At 43.1% G+C, this 17,994-nt stretch carries 16 protein-coding genes; 4 read left to right on the forward strand and 12 right to left on the reverse strand.

The genetic code is table 11. The features are described 5' to 3' along the window. Window positions 1-381: 381 nt before the first annotated feature. The 3 genes from DW738_RS04815 to DW738_RS04825 are packed head-to-tail and all read right to left on the reverse strand — an operon-like array spanning window position 382 to window position 3,283. Complete coding sequence (locus tag DW738_RS04815) at window positions 382-657, reverse strand: PspC domain-containing protein (RefSeq protein ID WP_048689503.1); 276 nt, start codon at window positions 655-657, stop codon at window positions 382-384. 60 nt (window positions 658-717) lie between these two features. Continuing rightward, complete coding sequence (locus DW738_RS04820; protein ID WP_123160476.1) at window positions 718-1,170, reverse strand: SprT family protein; 453 nt, start codon at window positions 1,168-1,170, stop codon at window positions 718-720. After that, window positions 1,157-3,283 (reverse strand): Tex family protein, encoded by a 2,127-nt coding sequence (locus DW738_RS04825; RefSeq protein WP_123160477.1) that lies wholly within the window; start codon window positions 3,281-3,283, stop codon window positions 1,157-1,159. The genes DW738_RS04820 and DW738_RS04825 overlap by 14 nt, the downstream gene beginning before the upstream one ends. Before the next feature lie 120 nt (window positions 3,284-3,403). Here DW738_RS04825 and DW738_RS10305 point away from each other — a divergent pair, with 120 nt between their 5' ends. The 4 genes from DW738_RS10305 (at window position 3,404) to zwf (ending at window position 6,894) form a co-directional block, all read left to right on the forward strand. After that, complete coding sequence (locus tag DW738_RS10305) at window positions 3,404-3,550, forward strand: SPJ_0845 family protein (protein WP_165851205.1); 147 nt, start codon at window positions 3,404-3,406, stop codon at window positions 3,548-3,550. Then, window positions 3,547-4,452, forward strand: coding sequence for a permease (locus tag DW738_RS04830; RefSeq protein WP_117744490.1), 906 nt, complete (start codon window positions 3,547-3,549; stop codon window positions 4,450-4,452). Before DW738_RS10305 ends, DW738_RS04830 begins: the two co-directional genes overlap by 4 nt. Further along, window positions 4,449-5,264, forward strand: coding sequence for a TIGR03943 family protein (locus DW738_RS04835; RefSeq protein ID WP_120701753.1), 816 nt, complete (start codon window positions 4,449-4,451; stop codon window positions 5,262-5,264). Before DW738_RS04830 ends, DW738_RS04835 begins: the two co-directional genes overlap by 4 nt. 163 nt (window positions 5,265-5,427) lie before the next feature. After that, a complete protein-coding gene (gene zwf / locus DW738_RS04840) occupies window positions 5,428-6,894 on the forward strand; it encodes a glucose-6-phosphate dehydrogenase (RefSeq protein ID WP_117744492.1) in 1,467 nt (488 codons plus the stop codon). Between the two features lie 62 nt (window positions 6,895-6,956). On the opposite strand, the gene ftsY is transcribed toward zwf, so the two are convergent. From ftsY to yycF, 9 genes are all read right to left on the reverse strand, one after another. After that, window positions 6,957-8,624 (reverse strand): signal recognition particle-docking protein FtsY, encoded by a 1,668-nt coding sequence (gene ftsY, locus DW738_RS04845; protein ID WP_123160478.1) that lies wholly within the window; start codon window positions 8,622-8,624, stop codon window positions 6,957-6,959. Then, window positions 8,624-9,445: a Cof-type HAD-IIB family hydrolase gene (locus tag DW738_RS04850; protein ID WP_123160479.1), complete on the reverse strand. Its 822-nt coding sequence runs from the start codon at window positions 9,443-9,445 to the stop codon at window positions 8,624-8,626. Before DW738_RS04850 ends, ftsY begins: the two co-directional genes overlap by 1 nt. After that, on the reverse strand, window positions 9,442-10,239 hold the full coding sequence (locus tag DW738_RS04855) for an HAD family hydrolase (protein WP_123160480.1): 798 nt from the start codon (window positions 10,237-10,239) through the stop codon (window positions 9,442-9,444). Before DW738_RS04855 ends, DW738_RS04850 begins: the two co-directional genes overlap by 4 nt. Beyond that, window positions 10,229-13,774 carry a chromosome segregation protein SMC gene (gene smc / locus DW738_RS04860; RefSeq protein WP_123160481.1) on the reverse strand — a complete coding sequence of 1,182 codons (3,546 nt, stop codon included), beginning with the start codon at window positions 13,772-13,774 and terminating at the stop codon, window positions 10,229-10,231. The genes DW738_RS04855 and smc overlap by 11 nt, the downstream gene beginning before the upstream one ends. After that, window positions 13,765-14,466: a ribonuclease III gene (gene rnc / locus DW738_RS04865; protein WP_117744497.1), complete on the reverse strand. Its 702-nt coding sequence runs from the start codon at window positions 14,464-14,466 to the stop codon at window positions 13,765-13,767. The genes smc and rnc overlap by 10 nt, the downstream gene beginning before the upstream one ends. Before the next feature lie 158 nt (window positions 14,467-14,624). Then, the gene (locus DW738_RS04870; RefSeq protein WP_123160482.1) at window positions 14,625-14,987 is read right to left on the reverse strand and encodes a YbaN family protein; all 363 of its coding nucleotides are present in this window, start codon (window positions 14,985-14,987) and stop codon (window positions 14,625-14,627) included. Between the two features lie 81 nt (window positions 14,988-15,068). Next, complete coding sequence (locus DW738_RS04875; protein ID WP_117744498.1) at window positions 15,069-15,878, reverse strand: MBL fold metallo-hydrolase; 810 nt, start codon at window positions 15,876-15,878, stop codon at window positions 15,069-15,071. 8 nt (window positions 15,879-15,886) lie between these two features. Further along, complete coding sequence (gene vicK / locus DW738_RS04880; RefSeq protein ID WP_117744499.1) at window positions 15,887-17,233, reverse strand: cell wall metabolism sensor histidine kinase VicK; 1,347 nt, start codon at window positions 17,231-17,233, stop codon at window positions 15,887-15,889. Then, window positions 17,226-17,927, reverse strand: coding sequence for a response regulator YycF (gene yycF / locus DW738_RS04885; protein WP_117744500.1), 702 nt, complete (start codon window positions 17,925-17,927; stop codon window positions 17,226-17,228). The genes vicK and yycF overlap by 8 nt, the downstream gene beginning before the upstream one ends. Between the last annotated feature and the right edge of the window lie 67 nt (window positions 17,928-17,994).

A 17,994-nucleotide genomic window follows, 5' to 3' on the forward strand; every position in this document is an offset into this window, starting at 1 on the left:
CCCTTTTTGTTTTCTCTTACTATTATAGCAAATTATCCCAGGTAAGACTTGCTCAAGCATCTTTTTTTAGTATCAAAACTGATGCTATTATTCTCACACTCATTCCAGTACTCTTTGATGTTTCTCTTTATCCTTGTTATCCCATATTTCTATCGTTTCTTCATTTGAAAAAAAAGATGAGAGTGGGACAGAAATCGGTAATTCGTTAGAATTCGATTTCGTCGTCCCACCTCCGCACAGTTGAGTAGGGCTGTAAAAGCTGATGAAATCAGCGTAGTAGAGCTCACTCAACCACTGCGTCTTGCTCGATAATCCAAAGACAATTGAGAGGCTAGGACTTTTGTCCCAGCCTCACATTCTTATTCGATTCATGAAAATTCTTTAAAAGAATGGATCATCGTCTTTGATTACTTGTGCATCCTTCCGTTTGCGAGGTCCGAGGCCATACTTTTCTCTTTCAAGATCTTCTTTATACGGCAAGGAGAAGGCACATAGGCAATAAATAGCCAAGCCTACAAGCCCATAAGCATGAAAGATACTAAAGAGCACAAAGAGAAAACGCAATAGGTTTGCATCGAGCCCAAATCGATCCGCTAGTCCAGCAAATACTCCGAAAACGATTCTGCCTCGACGTAATTTATAAAAAGTTGGATTCAAGGGCATACCTCCTATTATTTTAGAACAGTATATCCCGAAATCAAGTCACTGTCATCCGACTCAAGGCCGATTTCCTGGATCAATTGTCCCTTGATACTTAAGTAGTCCTCGACACCGACCACAGCGGTACTTTTGCAGATCAATCTGCCGCTTTCTCCTGAATTCTTGCCCACAGCTCGTACAAACATAAATCTTATAGTTTCCCTTATCAACTGAAGGGGCATACCGCAAGCCGTCTACCTTTTTGAGTAAGGCCTTGAAATCTTGATCCTGGTGGCGATAGCCCTTTTTCATATAGTAGAGATGGTAGTGACACAACTCATGACGGACAATCTTTCGAAAAATCTCCCAGCCAAATCTTTCTAGGATTCTAGGATTGAAATCCAGATGACCATCTTTAGGAAAGAAGAGACCGCCGGTCGAACGCAAGCGAGGGTTCCAGATCGCTTGGTGAAGAAAAGGGTGACCAAAATCTTCCAGCGATACTTCTTGAACGTATTTAGTCAGATTCATGTGGTGCCAAGAGGGAAAGATTCACTTTTTCCCGTTCTAAATCAATCTTGTAGACCCAAACGGTCACTAGGTCGCCAACTGAAACAACTTGACTTGGATGCTTGATAAATTGCTGACTCATCTGTGAAATGTGGATCAAACCATCTTCATGAATCCCAATATCGACAAAGGCTCCAAAGTCAACAACATTGCGGACAACTCCTTCTAGTTTTTGACCAATCTTCAAGTCTTTCAAATCAAGAACATCCTGGCGAAGGACAGGAGCATCAAAAGAATCACGTAAATCGCGACCTGGTTTGAGAAGATCTGCGACAATATCTTTCAAGGTTTCAGGGCCAATTTCAAGTTCCTGGGCCATAGAAACCGTGTCAATTTGTTTCAACTTGGCTTGGGCCTCTTCATCCATCTCCTTGATGCCTAGTAAGGTAAAGAGCTTCTTCACTGCAGGGTAACTTTCTGGATGGACCCCTGTCCGATCGAGGAAATTCTCACTTTCTGGGATCCGTAAGAAACCAGCTGCTTGTTCAAAAGCCTTGGCTCCCAGACGAGGAACCTTTTTAATCTGTGCCCGAGAAGTGATCAACCCTTCTTCTTCCCGGTACTTCACGATGTTCTCAGAAATGGTTTTATTGAGACCAGCCACGTGAGACAAGAGGGCTGGACTAGCAGTGTTAATATTAACTCCGACTTGGTTTACCACGGTATCGACTACGAAATCAAGGCTTTCAGATAATTTCTTCTGGCTGACATCATGCTGGTACTGGCCGACTCCGATAGATTTTGGATCAATCTTAACCAACTCAGCCAGTGGATCCTGCAAACGACGGGCAATGGAGATGGCTGAGCGCTTTTCAACTGTCAGTTCTGGAAACTCATGGCGAGCCAATTCACTAGCTGAATAGACAGATGCCCCGCTCTCGTTCACAATGACATAGCTGACATTTGGAACTTCCTTGAGAACTTCCGCAACAAAGGCTTCGCTCTCTCGACTAGCCGTCCCGTTCCCAATCGCAATGATTTCCACGCCGTATTGACGAATCAGCCGTTTCAGTTCTTCTTTGGCCGCTTCAATTTGTGCTGGTTTAGCCGGCGCAACAGGGTAAATCACCTGGGTGGTCAACATCTTTCCTGTCTGATCGACAACAGCTAATTTAGCTCCTGTCCGAAAAGCTGGGTCAAATCCCAAGACCACGCGCCCCTTGAGGGGAGCAATCAGCAAAAGGTGTCGAAGATTTTCAGAGAAAAGCTGAATGGCTCCATCTTCTGCCACTTCTGTCAGTTCTGTCCGAATTCGACGCTCCATAGCTGGTAGCATTTTCTTTTTCAGAGCCTGGTTAATGACTTCTTCAATGTAGCTATTCTTCGATTTAAATCGGGCTTCAAAGTGACGAATCAAACGGTCTACAGGATGCTCAAATCCAACCTTTAATACCCCTAATTTCTCTCCACGGTTTAAGGCCAGGGTTCGGTAGCCCTGCATGTTTGCAATCTTCTCAGAAAAATCATAATAGATTTGGAAGACTTGCTTCTCGTCTTTGCTTTCATCCTTCAAGCTAGAGGTGATCAAAGAGTGTTTGCGAATCTCCTGGTAGGTAAGGTTGCGCAATTGTGGGTCTTCTGCAATGGCTTCGACTAAAATATCGATTGCTCCAGAAATGGCATCTTTTACAGTTGGAAAAGCTTCTGATAAAAATCCCTCTGCTGCTATTTCCAAATCCTTTTGATCTTGCAAAATCATCCGAGCAAGCGGGAAGAGCCCTGCCTCACGCGCAATCGTAGCCTTGGTCCGGCGTTTTTCCTTGTAGGGAAGATACAACTCTTCCACATCTGCCAATTTTTCAGCTTGCTCAATCGCTTCTTTTAGGGCTGGAGTGAGTTTCCCAAGCTCTTCAATCTTAGCTAGGACAGTTTCTTTCCGATCAGCCAAGGCTGTCAAAGACCTGTCCATATCGATAATAGCCTTGATTGCCACTTCATCTAGATTCCCCGTTGCATCTTTTCGATATCGGGCAATAAAGGGGATGGTGGATCCCTCTGCTGTTAAGGTCAAAACGGTATCAATTTGTTTGAGACTCACGCCCAATTCCTGGGCTATTTTTTCATATTTTTCCATAGCTTCTATTATACCATAGAAAGCTCTCTATTCCGCCCTTCCGTCCTCTTTTTGCACTTGATTTCCCCTCTTTTCTGAGAATTTGATATAATGAGAAAAAAAAGAAAAGGAGACCTATTCATGGCTATTAAATTTTCAAAAACAGACGATTTAGACAAACTCTTTGAGGAATTTGCCGTTTTCCCAGATCCCCCTCAAGCCACTTTCCCAGATGCGAAGAAGGAACCAACTAAAGGGCAAAAAGTGCAGAAGGATTCTGACAAATGAATTTCTTTCAGCAGTTGCCAACTAGTGTCCTTCAAGCTGGAGCAATTTTTCTTTCGATTATGATTGAAGCCCTTCCTTTTGTTCTGATTGGAAGTCTGATTTCAGGGGCAATCGATGTCTACATCACCCCTGAAAAAGTTTATCGAGCTCTCCCTAAAAATAAATGGGGAAGAATTTTGTTTGGGACCTTGATTGGTTTTATTTTCCCTTCCTGTGAGTGTGGCATCGTCCCTATTATCAATCGCTTTTTAGAAAAGAAGGTCCCTAGCTATACAGCTGTGCCCTTTCTAGTAACAGCGCCAGTTATTAACCCCATTGTGCTCTTTGCCACCTATTCCGCCTTTGGCAATTCTTTTCAAATGGCTCTCTTACGAGCTATCGGCTCTATCCTGGTAGCGACTGTTCTGGGTATTTTCCTAGGATTTTTCCAAACCGCTTCTATTCAACGGGCCAACCGCAAGGAAGTCCATATACATGACTTTTCTAAACTATCTGCTGCTCAACGCTTTTTCCAAGTATTTGTGCAGGCCATTGATGAGTTTTTCGACACTGGACGGTATCTGGTCTTTGGTTGTTTGTTTGCCAGCGTGGTTCAGGTCTATGTGCCAACTCGAGTGCTGACTTCTATTTCAGCGACACCACTCTTAGCCATTCTCCTCCTCATGCTTCTTTCCTTCCTGCTCTCATTGTGTAGTGAGGCAGATGCCTTTATTGGCTCCTCCCTCCTCTCTAGTTTTGGCTTAGCTCCTGTCCTAGCCTTCCTGGTTATCGGTCCCATGCTAGATGTCAAGAACCTCTTGATGATGAAGAATTATCTGACCAATCGCTTTATTGTCCAATTTATTAGCATCGTCAGCCTAGTTGTCTTGGTTTATGCTTGGTTTGTGGGGGTGGTCCTATGATTCGATTTCTCATTTTAGCAGGCTATTTCGAACTGACTATGTATTTGCAGCTTTCTGGTAAGCTCAACCAATACATTAATATGCATTATTCCTATTTAGCCTATATCTCTATGATTCTTTCCTTCCTCTTGGCTGTCGTCCAGCTCTATATTTGGATGAAGAATCTGCCCGTTCATAGTCACCTAACCAGTAAAAAAGCCAAAGTCATGAGTATCATTCTACTCCTGATTCCTTTGATCGTTGGAATTGGTTTCCCGACAGTGACCTTGGATTCCCAAACGGTTTCAGCCAAGGGCTATCATTTCCCCATCGCAGCTGGCTCTTCTAAGGATATTCAAAATGACGAAGGAACAACCAACCAATATCTAAAGCCTGACACAAGCAGTTATTTTACCAAGTCTGCTTATGAATCCGAGATGAGAGCTGCAGCTAAGAAGTACCTCAAGCAAGATCATATCCAGATAACGACAGAAAACTACATGGAAGTCATGGAAGTCATCTACGACTATCCAGATGAATTTGCTGGAAAAACCTTTACCCTAACCGGATTTATTTATAAGGATCCTCAAGATCCGGGCAGCCAGTTCCTTTTCCGTTTCGGGATTATCCACTGTATCGCCGACTCAGGAGTCTATGGTCTGTTGACCAAAGGAGCCTCCCAAACCTATGACGATAATACTTGGGTCCAAGCTACTGGAACTCTAAAGATCCAATACCATAAACAGCTTGGCCAAAGTCTTCCGGTCTTAGACATAAGGGAAGCTCATCAGGTAGAAAAACCCGCCAATCCTTATGTTTATCGGGTATTCTAGGCAGTCTATCACTCTGCAGGTTGTGACCTTTTGGTCCAACCTTTTTTTGTGCTTTCTTCTCCTTTTATTTCCTATGAAAGTCAGAATACTTTTACTTTCAAAGAGAAATTTTCTGAATTTTATGGTAGAATATGGTTTATCAAGTTAGAAAATAGGTATGAACATGTCTTCAAAAGTAATTGTAACCATTTTCGGGGCTAGTGGAGATTTAGCTCACCGCAAACTCTACCCTTCCCTTTTTAGACTCTATAAAGCTGGTAATCTTTCAGAGCATTTTGCAGTGATTGGAACAGCTCGTCGTCCTTGGAGCAAAGAATACTTTGAATCAGTTGTCGTTGACTCCATTTCGGATTTAGCAGATAGTCCTGAACAGGCGCAAGAATTCGCTAGCCACTTTTACTACCAAAGCCACGATGTTAATGATACCGAGCACTACATCAAGCTTCGTGAACTCCAAAATCAGCTCAATGACACCTACCAAGCTGACCACAATAAACTCTTCTTCCTATCCATGGCACCCCAGTTCTTTGGAACCATTGCCAAACATTTGAAATCTGAAGGAATTGTGGATGGAAAAGGCTTTGAGCGTCTAATCGTAGAAAAACCATTTGGAACTGACTTAGAAACAGCCAGTCAGCTCAACAAAGAACTGGAAGAAACCTTTGAGGAAGAGCAAATTTTCCGAATTGATCATTACCTTGGTAAAGAAATGATCCAGTCTATTTTTGCCCTCCGTTTTGCCAATCTAATCTTTGAAAACATTTGGAACCGTGACTATATCGACAATGTCCAAATCACCTTTGCAGAACGTCTGGGTGTGGAAGAGCGTGGTGGCTACTATGATGAATCTGGTGCCCTCCGCGACATGGTTCAAAACCATACCCTTCAATTGCTTTCTCTCTTAGCGATGGACAAACCAGCTTCCTTCACCAAGGAAGACATCCGTAAAGAGAAGGTAAAAGTTTTTGAACAATTGGTCAATCCTTCTGAAGAAGAATTAAAGAAATTGTTTATTCGAGGCCAGTATCGTTCTGGAAAAATCCAAGGGAAAAAGGACATCTCTTACCGTAGTGAACCAAATGTCAACCCTGAATCCATGACCGAAACCTTTGCTTCTGGTGCCTTCTTTGTGGATAGTGATCGCTTCCGTGGAGTACCTTTCTTCTTCCGTACAGGAAAACGTCTCACAAAAAAGGGAACCCATGTGAATGTGGTCTTTAAACAGATGGACTCTATTTTTGGTCAAGAAATTGAACCCAATGTGCTGACCATCTACATCCAACCAAACGAAGGCTTCTCTCTCTCTGTCAACGGGAAAGAAGTCGGCGAGCAATTCCAGATCGCTCCGATATCCTTGGACTATGAAACTGATGCGACAGCGACCGGTGCTTCTCCAGAGCCTTACGAAAAGTTAATCTATGATGTCTTAAATAATGACTCTACCAACTTTAGCCACTGGAACGAAGTAAAAGCATCTTGGAACTTGATTGACCGGATTGAGAAATTATGGGCAGAAAATCAAGTCCCTCTTCATGAGTACAAATCTGGAACCATGGGACCTCAAGCATCCTTCGACCTCTTGAAGGATTACAATGCTGAATGGGTCTGGCAACCAACGATTGAAGAATAATCTATCCATCTTACTAAAAAATGTAACTTAAAAACTCATCTCTCTAGAGATGAGTTTTTCGTTTATATCAAGCCTTCTAACAAGCCACGCATAAAGTTCTCAGAATTGAATTCACCGATGTCATCGATTTTTTCACCAAAACCAATTAATTTTACAGGAATGTCCAATTCTTCCCGGATTGCAAGGACCACTCCTCCTCGGGCTGTTCCATCAATTTTAGTGAGGACGATTCCAGTAATAGGCGTGATCTTGGAGAATTCCTTAGCTTGGACCAGAGCATTCTGTCCTGTGGAAGCATCTAAGGCCAAGAAGGTTTCGTGAGGGGCTGTAGGATCCACCCGCTTGATAATGCGACCGATTTTTTCTAATTCAGCCATCAGATTGTCTTTGTTCTGAAGGCGACCAGCCGTATCAATCATCAAAACATCGACTTGCTCTGCCACAGCCCGTTCCATTCCATCAAAGACGACACTTGCAGGATCTGACTTTTCAGGACCAGTGACAACGGGCACATCCACACGGCGTCCCCATTCAGCTAACTGCGCAACGGCACCTGCCCGGAAGGTATCTGCTGCAACCAACATCACCTTTTTCCCTTCCTTCTTGTACTTATGAGCTAGTTTTCCGATAGAGGTTGTTTTACCAACGCCATTCACTCCCACAAAGAGCATGACCGTCAAGCCATCTTTAAAGTTAATTTGCTCATTGTATTGGCCATCTTTTTCGTAGAGATCCACCAATTTTTCAATGATCACGCGACGCAAGGCATCCGGTTTCTTGGCATTTTCCAAACGAGCTTCATAGCGGAGCTCTTCTGTCAGATTCGAAGCAACCTGAACCCCTACGTCACTCATAATCAAGAGTTCTTCTAACTCTTCAAAGAAATCTTCGTCGACGGAACGGAAGTTGGCAAAGAAGGCATTAAGAGCTGCTCCAAAGCCAGTCCGAGTTTTCTTCAAACTCCGATTGTATTTTTCTTGAACCGTTTCTGCAGGTGCAACAATCTCTGGCTCACTTGTACTTTCTTCTACTGAAGACTCTTCCTCAACCTCTTCTGAAATCTCGGATTCGCTAGTAGCTTCCTCTACTGGCGATTCTACTTCAAGCACTTCGGTTCCTTCTTCAGAACTTTCAGGTATTTCCTCTTCAACGATAGGTGCTTCCCTTACCATATCCAATTCTGGCACACCTTCAGACTCTTCTTCAACTAGTTTGTCAGACTCTTGAGAAGGGCTTGAAGTCTCAGAAGTTGTTTCAGCCTTTACAAGAACTTCCTCTTCCAGGGCTTCTTGGACAAGATCTGAAGAAGAGTCTGGGTGCTCCTCATCAACACCCACTTCTTGTAGAGCTTCTGCATCTAAAGTCTGATCTTCAGTCACAGGGGAAGTCTCAGATACTTCCTCAGGAGAGGTTTCCTGCTCTACTTGAGAAGGTGCCTCTTCTTCAACAGCAGTTTCCTGATTTACAGGCTCTTCTAAAGGCACTTTTTCACTAGATGCTTTCGACTCTTGAGATGGTCTCGCTGATTCGGCAGCCATTCGCTCTTTTAATTCAGCATAGTAGGCTTCCATTGCCGAAATCTTAGCCTCATCACTTTGTGAAGGCTTATTTGATACCGGCTCAGCTGGCGAGCTTGCTTCTTCCTCGCTTCCCCCAATCTCTTCTGTAAGATCTTGGGTTTGTGGTTTTGTTTCTTCTTTTCTTCCAAATAGTCGGTCAAATAATCCCATTATTGACCCTCCTTCAATACATATTCTTCAATCACTCTTCCGACTGCATCTTGATCATTGGTGTAGTCCGAGACTAGAGTGGCAATCTCCTTCACCTCATCCACCGCATTGGCCATAGCGATTCCGAGTCCTGCCCATTTTAACATGCTGGCATCATTGGCTTCATCACCGCAAGCCATGACTTGACTAGCATCGATTCCTAAATACCCTACCAAGGCCTCCAAGCCTCTATCCTTTTGAACTCCTTTGGGGCACCATTCCAAGAGCATGTCCCTCGATTTAAAAATCTCAAAACGCTCCCCTAATTCAGGAGAAATCTTTGGAATAGCGCTATCCAAATAGTCCTGATGAAAGGCTGTCACACACTTGTTATAGGGAATCTGGCTGGACAAATCTTCAATAGAAACAGGAATAAAGTTCAAATAAGGATTATAGAGGGGATAAAGAGACTCTTGATCAGATGCAAGTGTATAAACATCCCCTTCACTAATAGCGTCCAAGGGCAAACCAAGGGCCTCCGTCTCTTCATAAATCCGAAGGACATCATCTCGAGAGAAAACTGTTTTGGCAATAATCTCTCCTGTATTCTTTTGTACCAAGCCTCCATTAAAGGTAATGGTGAATTCATCTGACAAACCAGCAGTCCCAATTTCTTGGAGCAGAAAATCCATGCCCTTGAGGGGACGACCCGTCGTCAAAACCACTTTGACCCCTTTTTCTTGTGCTGCACGAATCGCAGCCAGATTCCGAGGGGAAATTTTCTTTTCTGAGTTTAAGAGAGTGCCGTCCAAGTCTAGTGCGATAACTTTAATGTGACTCATAGTTCTTCCTCCATATAGCGAAGGACAGATCCTGTCGAATGGTGGCCTACTACTTTTTCAGCCAACTCCAAAATCTCTGGACGGGCATTTTCTGGCGCAATCGCATGACCAACCACCTGCATCATATGAAGATCATTGAGGTTATCTCCAAAAGCTAGGACTTGGTCCCGACTAATGCCCAACTGATCCATTAGGGCTTGGATGGCCACTCCCTTGTCTACATAATCCAAGACAATATCAATGCACTCATAACCAGTGGTCATAGCCTTAACACCCTCAACATTTTGGGTAACCCAGGCTTCCCCTTCCGCTAATACTTCTTGGTCAAAATTAGTGGTCATCTTGAAGACAAGATCATCAATTTCTGAAAAATCCGATACCTTTTGAATCTTTTCATTGTAATTTTGTGAAGCAGCCAGATACTCTGGATCAACGGTCTTAAGAACATAGCTCCCGCGTTTTCCTGTTAACAAGCACTTATTTTTATCGAAATAAGGACATTCCTGCAACTTGGCAAACATGGCTTGGTAAAAATCAGGACTCATGGTCGCCTCATAGACATCTTCACCATGAAACTCAACAACACTGCCGTTCTCAGCTATAAAAATAATCTGGTCCTGTACCTCTTTAAAGATTGTCTTCAAAGAGAGGAGAGCCCGACCACTTGCTGCAGCAAAGTAGATCCCTTTTTCTTGAAATTTCTTTAGCACCTTTAGGAATAATGCTTGATCAAATTCATGATTTTCATCCAGAAAGGTCCCATCCATGTCTGTTGCGACTAATTTAATTTCCATTATCCATTCCTTCTATATCTTTCAGTTTTACAGATACAATCTTAGAGACTCCTGATTCTTGCATGGTCACTCCGTAGATGGAATCTGCTGCAGCCATGGTTCCCTTACGGTGGGTAACCACAATAAACTGACTTTCCTTATCAAAACGATTGAGGTAATCTCCAAACCGTTTAACATTGGCTTCATCTAGAGCCGCTTCTACTTCATCCAAGATGACAAATGGAATGGTCTTGACACGAATGATCGAAAAGAGAAGGGCTAATGCTGACAAAGCTTTTTCTCCACCACTCATCAAATTCAAGGATTGAATTTTCTTGCCAGGTGGTTGGACAGAAATCTCGACCCCAGCTGATAAGAGATCCCCATCCGTCAGGATGAGATCTGCCGATCCTCCGCCAAACATCTGTTTAAAGGTTACCCGGAAAGATTCACGAATTGCTTCAAATGTCGACTTAAAGCGTTCTTTCACCTCATCATTCATGTCATTAATGGTTTCAAGAAGAAGATTCTTCGCTGCCAAGACATCTTCTCGTTGACCGGAAAGGAAATCAAATCGCGTCTTGACCTCATCGTATTGTTCGATGGCATCGATGTTAACAGGTCCCAAGGCCTTAATGGCTTTTTCCAAGTCTTTTAAGGCTTGCTCAGACTGAGCTAGATTTTCGAGTTCATTGGCCTGTTTAGAAGCCTCTTCAAAACTCATCTTGAATTCGTCTGTCAGAGCCAACATCAGTTTATTCAATTTGTCTGCCAAGCGATCACGATTGGATTCTGCTTTGGCCTGTTGGCGAATCCACTCCTCGTTTTGACGACGAGCTTGCTCCATATGGCCGGCCACATCTTCTGACTGGCCTTCCAAATCCTCCAATTCAAATTGCTTGCGAATCACAGCTTGCTCCAGAGCGGTTTTCTCTTGAAGGGTTTCTTGCAGTTGTTTTTCAAGGACAGAGACGTCGATTTGCTCATGTCGGTCTTCTCCCTGCTCAATCGCGTATTGGAGGGCCTGAATTTCTCGTTCAGTAGAAGCCAACTCTTGCTGCAAGCGTTCGGCATCTGTCTGGTCATAGGTCAATCGACTCTTCAACTCTGTTTTCTGTAATTGGAGCTTGGCAATGGTTGCTCGTAAATTTTCAATTTTCTCAACAACGACATCTTTATTGAGCTTGACTTCTTCAATCTCAGCAGTAACTTGCTCTTTTTCCGCCTCAATTTCTTTCAGTCGCGCTTGCAAGTGATCCCGTTTTTGGAGGAGCTCCTGGTCGCTACCTTCATCCAGCTCTGTACGGATAAGTTCTAACAGTTCTTGGGCATCCAGGAGTTGCTGGTGAGCTTGCTCAAAAGCCAGTTGAAGACGTTGCTCTTCTAATCGAGCTCCTTCTCCTTGGGCTTTCAAAGATTCTAGTTTTTCTTGTGATCTGGTCACTTGTTCCTGTTGCTCTTGAACCTGGCCTTCTACTTCCCGCAAATTCTTCTGAATAGAGGCCAATTCTTGGTGCAAGCGATCCAGTTCTGGTTTGATAAAAATCGAATTATTGGTTCGATTCGCTCCCCCTGCAAAGGAACCACCTGTGCGAAGTTCGGTTCCATCCAGCGTCACCATACGAACCTGGTAGGCGACCTTACGAGCAGCCGCCTTGGCATGGTCAATGGTATCAAAAATAGCCGTAACCCCCAAGAGGTTTTGGAAAATCGACTCTAGGGAAGGATCATAGTCCACCAAACTGCTAGCCATCCCAAGGAAACCGGGACAGGCTTCAATCAGTTCTTGATTCTTTCCAGCTAGGTAGCGTGGTTTAATGGTGGTCAAAGGAAGGAAGGTTGCCCGACCCGAGCGATTCTTCTTCAGATGTTCGATCGCCCGTGTTGCTGCTCCTTCGTCTTCTACGATGATATGCTGACTGCTGGCTCCCAGAGCAATCTCTAAGGCAGTCTGATATTCTGGTGAGAAGGAGAGTTTTTCACTGACAGCTCCTACAATCCCGCCCAGACGAGCCGCTTCTTGCAGGACACTCTTCACACCCGCATAAAAATTGCTATGATTCTTTTGAATCGCCTCCAAACTGTTAATGCGAGCCTGTTTCTCCTTACTTTGATCCAGTAGATCAAACATCTTGGCTTGCCCTGTTTGATAGGCCTGGCGAGCTTCCTCAAACTGTTTCGCTTCTAACTGATAGGTCTCAAGCAAGTGTTTCAGATGCTCTTGAGCGAGTTGATAAGCCTCTTTAGCAACTTGCTCTTTTTCCTGCAATTCTGTCACCAATTGGATTTGATTTTTGTAATCTTCCTTTTTACTTTGTGACAATTGAGCTGAAGCTTCCAATTGATTTTCAATAGTTGTTAATTCATTTGACCGCTCTGCTTCATCCTGCATCAAGGCCACGTATTTTTCACGTAGATACTCGATCACCTGATCTGGATCTTCTGAGAAGCTGGCCAACTCTTTCTCCAGACCTTCAATAGCTTCTTGGCTCTTTTGGAGTTCTTCTTGAAGACTCTTTGTATTGACTTGTTTTTCTTCCAACTGATTCCGAAGAACTTGTAGGCGTTCTTCCAGAGCATTGACCCGCTCTTGATTTTCCTGACGGCTTCGAGCGACCTGTTGCGACTCCAACCGTGCCAATTCGATTTGTTTCTCCAAATCACTTAAGAGGCGAGTTAATTCTATGAGGCTAGCCTGATCATCTGATAATTGGTGTTGAAGGGCCTGACGACTCTGTTTCAATCGGAGGCTTTCTGCCTCGTACTCTTCTCTTTTCTGGTAATAAGCCTTTAATTGCTCCTGGATAGAGGCCTCTTCTTGGACTGCTTGATCATAGTCTTTTTTATTGACTTCGATCTGAGCAATCAAAACATCCAAATAAAGGACTTGGCGTTGTTGATCCAATTCTAAGAAACGTTTGGCTACAAGAGCTTGCTTTTCTAGAGGTTTGATTTGCCCCTCTAACTCAAAAATAATGTCTTCTAAACGGTCCAAATTATCCTGCGTTTGGACCAACTTAGATTCCGTTTCCTTACGACGCGTCTTAAATTTAAGAACCCCAGCGGCTTCCTCAAAAATAGCCCGTCTCTCTTCTGGTTTCGAGTTGAAGATTTCCTCGACCTTCCCTTGGGAAATAATGGAGAAAGAGTCTCTCCCAAGTCCAGTATCCATAAAGAGATCATGGACATCTCTCAAACGGACTTTCTTGCCATCAATCTTGTACTCACTGTCACCCGAGCGATAGATATGACGTTCTACTCGAATTTCCTTAGCAGCATGTTTGATAAAGCCATCCCGATTATCCAGCACTACCGTTACACAGGCGTAATTCAAGGGTTTACGAGTCTCCGTCCCTGCAAAAATCACGTCGGGCATCTTGCCTCCACGTAGGCTCTTGACACTTGATTCCCCTAAGGCCCACCGTAGACTTTCTGTAATGTTTGATTTTCCAGATCCATTAGGGCCAACTACTGCGGTTACCCCTTGGTCAAATATGACCCGAGTCTTATCTGCAAAAGACTTAAATCCTTGAATCTCAATTTCCTTTAAATACATGAGGGATCCACCTTATTTTCCACTGCTTTTTTTGCTGCTTCTTGTTCGGCAGCCTTTTTAGACCGGCCACGTCCTTGACCGATTAGTTTCCCATTGACAGACACTTGAACTTCAAATTCCTTGGCATGAGCTGGACCTGACTCACTCGTCACCTCATAAGTAATCTGTACATCTCCGTGGATTTGAAGGATTTCTTGCAAGCGTGTCTTATAGTCAATCACTTGTTCAAATTGACCTGCCTCGACTTTAGGAATCATGACTTGCTGAATGAAATTCCGAACAGTCTCCACTCCTTTATCCAAGAGCAAGGCCCCTAAAAAAGCTTCAAATAAATCTCCCAAGATGGTATCTCGGTTACGTCCTCCAGATTTTTCCTCTCCCTTGCCAAGTTTGATAAATTGATCGAAACCACAATCACGAGAAAAACCTGCCAGGCTTTCCTCACGAACAATCATGGAACGCATTTTTGACAAATCACCCTCTGGCTTACTTGGGTAGAGAGCAAACAAATATTCGGAAATCACTAGCTGGAGAACAGCGTCTCCTAAAAATTCCAAACGTTCATTATGTGAAATTTTTAAGAGGCGATGCTCATTCGCATATGAGGTATGTGTAAAAGCTGTTTCCAACAATTCTGTATCGTCAAAAGTCAGCCGGAATTTCTCAGCAAGAAGGTTATATAAGGCTTGCATCACGTTACTACTTTCTTTCTTCATTTATGCATCTGGATCAAATCTTATGACTCATTTCGTCCAAAAGATACACCCCTCTATTATACCAAAAAAGAGTGCGTATCGCACTCCTTTCCCTTGTTTTCACGATAGGATTTATAGGCTATTCTTTCCTTATCTCATTCTTCTTTATCCGGAATCACTTTGAACAAATAATAGCTTATAAAAATAGTTAATCCCACTAGACCTACTTTTACAAACAAGAGTGGAGCCAGGTAAATGGAAATCCCCATCAATAGGTAAATTTGTAGGATAATTCGTTTTTTCCGCTTCTTAGAGATCGACTTTGTTTCCCGATAATCTGCTACATAAGTTTGGTACAACTTGGTCCCATGTAACCATTTTTCAAATCGTTGAGAACTTTTTGCAAAACAAGCCATGGCTAATAAAAGAAACGGGGTCGTAGGTAAAATCGGTAAAGGAATCCCAATAATCCCTAATCCTAAGGAAATAAACCCCACTGTCATATATACATATTTCAAACTTACTACTCCTATCTTTCCATTCATTTCCAGTCTACAATACTGACCTAAAAAAGAGATGACTTCATCTCCTTTTTTATTTTAGATATCTACTAAAGGAGTCGCTGTATCCGGAGATGTATCCAACACTTCAAAATCATGACCTACTGCCAAATCCGCTCGAGCCAATTGATTGACCATGGTCATATGGGCCAACTCCTTGATATTGTTTTCCTTGGATAAGTGGCCCAGATAAATTTTCTTGGTCTTATTGCCTAGGGTCCGAATCATGGCATCGGCACCATCTTCATTAGAGAGGTGACCCAAATCGGATAAGATCCGTTGCTTTAATCGCCAGGCGTAAGAGCCTGCCCGTAGGATTTCCACATCATGGTTGGACTCAATCAAATAGCCATCAGCATTTTCAACAATCCCTGCCATCCGATCGCTAACATAACCTGTATCAGTCAGCATGACAAAACTCTTTCCATCCTTCATGAAACGATAGAACTGTGGAGCCGCAGCATCATGGCTGACACCAAAACTTTCCACATCCAAATCCCCAAAGGTTAAGGTCTTGCCCATCTCAAAAAGATGTTTCTGGGAGTCATCGATCTTCCCAAGGTACTTGCTTCCCTCCATGGCCTTCCATGTAGCTTCATTGGCGTATAGGTCCATCCCGTATTTACGCGCTAGTACACCGACGCCATGAATGTGATCCGAATGTTCATGTGTAATCAAAATAGCATCAAGATCTTCGGGTTTGCGATCAATTTCTGCAAGCAAACCTGTAATCTTCTTCCCGGACAAGCCTGCATCTACTAGGATTTTTTTCTTAGGTGTCTCTAGGTAAAATGAGTTACCACTCGATCCTGAAGCCAAAATACTATACTTAAACCCTTTTTCATCCATTTGTTTTCTTATTCATCCTCATTATCCCATCCATCATCCCGGATAGCATCTTTATCATATGGTAGAACAATCGTGAAAGTAGAACCTTTTCCATATTCACTCTTGGCCCAAATAAATCCATTGTGCTGCTTGATAATTTCCTTCGCAATGGCAAGCCCTAAACCAGTCCCACCCTGAGCGCGACTACGGGCTTTATCCACACGATAAAAGCGGTCAAAAATACGAGGGAGGTCCTTTTTAGGAATCCCTAAGCCCTCATCCGAAATCGAAATAATCAACTGGGCATCCGTTGTTTTCATCCCCACACGAATTTCCCCACCATCTGGGGAATATTTAATGGCGTTATTTAAGATATTGTCTAAGACCTGCGTCATCTTATCTGTATCAATTTCAACCCAGACAGGAGAAATGGGATATTCACGAACAATATCATATTTCTTCTCTCCAGCCTGATTCTTCATCTTATCAAAGCGGTTCAAAATGAAGGTAATAAAGGCTGTAAAGTTGGTCAATTCAACATCCAATTGACTGGTTTCATTATCAATCCGTGAAAGACTCAATAAATCCGTCACCATCCGCATCATCCGGTTGGTCTCTGTCAAAGATACTTTAACAAATTCCGGTGCAACTGGATCAAAAATCGCTCCGTCATCCAAGGCTTCCAAGTAGGATTTGACACTGGTCAATGGAGTTCGGAGTTCATGACTAACGTTGGATACGAATAAACGACGTTCCCGTTCTTCCTTGTCCTGTTCAGTTGTGTCATGCAAAACGGCAACCAGACCAGAAATGAAACCAGACTCTCTCCGAATCAAGGCAAAGCGAACCCGTAAAGAGATGTACTCCCCATTTTCATCCTGCGAATCGATCGTCAGTTCCGGAACATTGGTAATCAAGTCACGCAATTCATACTCTTCACTAATGCCAAGCAAATCCAGAATACTAGTATTCATGACCTCTTCGACCACGACATTGAGTTGTTTGGCAGCCATTTCATTAACCAGAATAATCTGTCCTCGACGATTGGTCGCTAAGACCCCATCTGTCATATAGGAAAGAATACTGGTCAAGCGCTTGGTTTCTTGCTCCAAATTTTCATGCGTCAAACGGATAACTTCTGATAAATCATTGATATTGTTGGAAATCTCTGTCAATTCAGGACCTCCTTGTAAATCAATAATATCTGAATATTCTCCGGCAATCAAACTCTTAATTTTATCATTCAACAAGCGTAGCTTCATGTTATCCCGGCGATTTTCTAGGATCAGCAAGGCCACCACGATAATAAATCCAAGAGTGATTAATATAAAAACAAAATTATAAGAGGTCATGACTTCTTTGATGTGATTAATCATTGTTTCTCATATAGTAACCGACACCGCGGCGCGTTAAAATATACTCCGGACGACCTGGTATATCTTCGATTTTTTCACGCAAACGTCGAATCGTTACGTCCACTGTCCGAACATCTCCAAAATAATCGTAGCCCCAGACTGTTTCCAGTAAATGCTCACGGGTCATGACTTGCCCTACATGGGTCGCCAAGTGATAGAGCAACTCAAATTCGCGATGGGTCAGCTCGAGCTCTTTGCCTTTTTTCTGAGCAAGGAAGGCATCCGGAATGATTTTCAAATCACCAATCACAATATCTGAATCTGATATAGACTCTGTCTGTGATTCTACCGTTAGTTCTGTCCGACGCAACAAAGCTTTTACGCGAGCTTGAAGCTCACGATTTGAGAATGGCTTAGTCACATAGTCATCCGCACCAATTTCAAGACCGATGACCTTATCAAATTCGGTATCTTTAGCAGATAGGACAATAATCGGCACATTACTGGTCTTTCGAATGGTACGCGCTACTTCCAAACCATCAATTTCAGGAAGCATGAGGTCCAGGATCAAAATATCTGGGTTCTCAGCTTCGAAAACAGCCAGTGCTTCTTTCCCATCGAAGGCAGTCAAGACTTCATAACCTTCTTTCGCCATATTGAATTTTATAATATCCGAAATCGGCTTTTCATCATCTACAACAAGAATTTTCTTCATACATGTACCTACTTCTATTTTTTCTTTGCTTCTTCAAATCTCTTTCCTTTCATTATAGCAAATTTCT

It is taken from the genome of Streptococcus sp. AM28-20 (genome assembly GCF_003603595.1).
Classification (GTDB): domain Bacteria; phylum Bacillota; class Bacilli; order Lactobacillales; family Streptococcaceae; genus Streptococcus; species Streptococcus ilei.